This is a genomic window from Streptomyces sp. NPDC056231, assembly GCF_048270745.1.
Taxonomy (GTDB): Bacteria; Actinomycetota; Actinomycetes; order Streptomycetales; family Streptomycetaceae; genus Streptomyces.
The window spans coordinates 1-1,693 of sequence record NZ_JBLVKW010000196.1 but is presented as its reverse complement, the minus strand read 5'-3'; the positions used below and the strand labels follow the sequence as shown (position 1 = coordinate 1,693).

General features: G+C 66.2%; 1 protein-coding gene and 1 pseudogene. Both read right to left on the bottom strand.

Going from position 1 to position 1,693, the window contains the following annotated elements; translation table 11 throughout:
* Nucleotides 1–251: 251 nt before the first annotated feature.
* Nucleotides 252–593: a YciI family protein gene (locus ACNPQM_RS44060; protein WP_418088405.1), complete on the bottom strand. Its 342-nt coding sequence runs from the start codon at nt 591–593 to the stop codon at nt 252–254.
* A gap of 156 nt (nt 594–749) precedes the next feature.
* Nucleotides 750–1,168 (bottom strand): annotated as a pseudogene (locus ACNPQM_RS44055) (ISAzo13 family transposase); the annotation flags it as partial.
* Nucleotides 1,169–1,693: the final 525 nt, after the last annotated feature.

The following is a 1,693-nucleotide window of genomic DNA, read 5'->3' as shown; positions in this document are numbered from 1 at the left end:
CGAAGCCTGCTCCGCACCAGGGTCCTCGGCGGCATCATCAACGAGTATCAATACGCCGCGTGACCTGCAGCGACGACTTTTCGAGCCCCACAGGCTGAGCCAGCCGCTGACTTACAGCAGTGGCCGACCGGCTCCGATCGACGAGTAGGCCAGCGAGGTGCCGTCGGTCGAGGTCACCCACCCTATGCGCTGCTGCACGCCTTTCATTTGGGCGCGCGACGCACGACCGACTCTGGCTGGGGTTGCCCTTGTCAGCTGGCCGGGTCGTACTGGAACTGCCGGACCTCTTGCGAGCAGCGGCAGGCGACGGCGATCTTCGCGGCCCACTCGAGTGCCGCCTCCCGTGAGGGCAGCTCGAGAACGGTGTAGCCACCGTTGGGCACCTTGTGGCCTGGGTACGTGCCCTCGGTGACGATGCCGTCACCGGCCACGAGCACCGGGTCTACGTCCTCATCGATCCCGCCGCCGAAGACGTACACGCCCGCCGCCTTGGCCTCGTCGATGACGGCATGCGAGGCTTCGACCACCGCCTCGAAGTCCTCCTCGGGGAACACCATGGCCTCACCGGGGAACGAGATCAGGTACTTCGTCATTTCAGGACTCCTCTGCTCCGGCGGCGCCATCCGTCGGCTCTTCTCTGCGGCACCGCTCTGGTGTCCAGCCCGGTTATGGCTCCCGGCGCCCGACATGTGGTCAAGGTAGAGCATCGCGACCGACCCGCAGAACCTGCTCGAGCGGTACCGTCTGAGAGTGTCGAGTTCGGCGTGAACTTTCAGCCCCGTGCGGGTGGTGGTCGCCGCGATGCTCTGCACAATCACTTCATGGCTGGTCAGCGGCCTGCCGCGCCAGTTCATGGAGATGTGGGAGAACAGCCGGTGCTACACCTTGTTCCACTTCGAAGTCCCAGGCGGCAGACGGCGACGTCCAGACCGGTCTCGGCGGCCAAGGCGGCGAGTTCGGACTTCCAGGCGCGGGTGCGGTAGCCGTTGGAGCCACCCGCGTCGGCGGTGGTCAGCAGCCGGGCAGCCTGCGGGTAGCCGTGCCGGCTGACTGCCTGCCACCAGCGGCTGATGGAGGCGACCGCGAACGCGGCGGTGTCGTGGCCGGTGCCGACGCTGACCCAGCCGGTGTTCGCAGCGACATCGTAGATCCCGTACGGGATGGCCTTGCCCGGCCTGCGATCTCTCGGTTTGGGGACAGTGGTGTGAGAGACAGTGAGTCTCTGGGGTGTTGATGCTGGTCGGGGCGTTTTTCGGGCTCTGGTGTCACTGTCGTGGACGTGAGAGATCGGTGGGGGATCGCTGTCTTGGGGTGGTATCGCAGCAGGGGTGACGCTGTCTCAGTTTCGTGAGTTCTGATCCGTCGGCTGGTCCGGGGTCGGTGTGATGGGGCGGTGGACGAGGAAGTACAGCTCCCGGTCTCGGAGGGTTCGGGCGGGGTGTTGCCGACGGTGTCGGCTCGGGCGTTGCGGCCGCACCATCTCCCGCAAGTACGGCGAGTTCGGCCGCACGCTCACCACGTCCTACGTCTACGACGAGCACACCGGCTCGCTCACCGCCAGCTTGTGGGGCTCGAAAAGTCATCGCTGCAGGTAGGGTCCGCGTGCAAGGCCCTGGAAGGTGACTGGGATGCTGCGCGGGTGATCATCTCGATCCTGTACCGGGCTACTCGAGCACTGCTGTCCGTGCCAGCA

Bases quoted from the DNA above. Each gene is read 5' to 3' on its own strand.
- ACNPQM_RS44060 (WP_418088405.1), bottom strand. From the start codon at position 593: ATGACGAAGTACCTGATCTCGTTCCCCGGTGAGGCCATGGTGTTCCCC.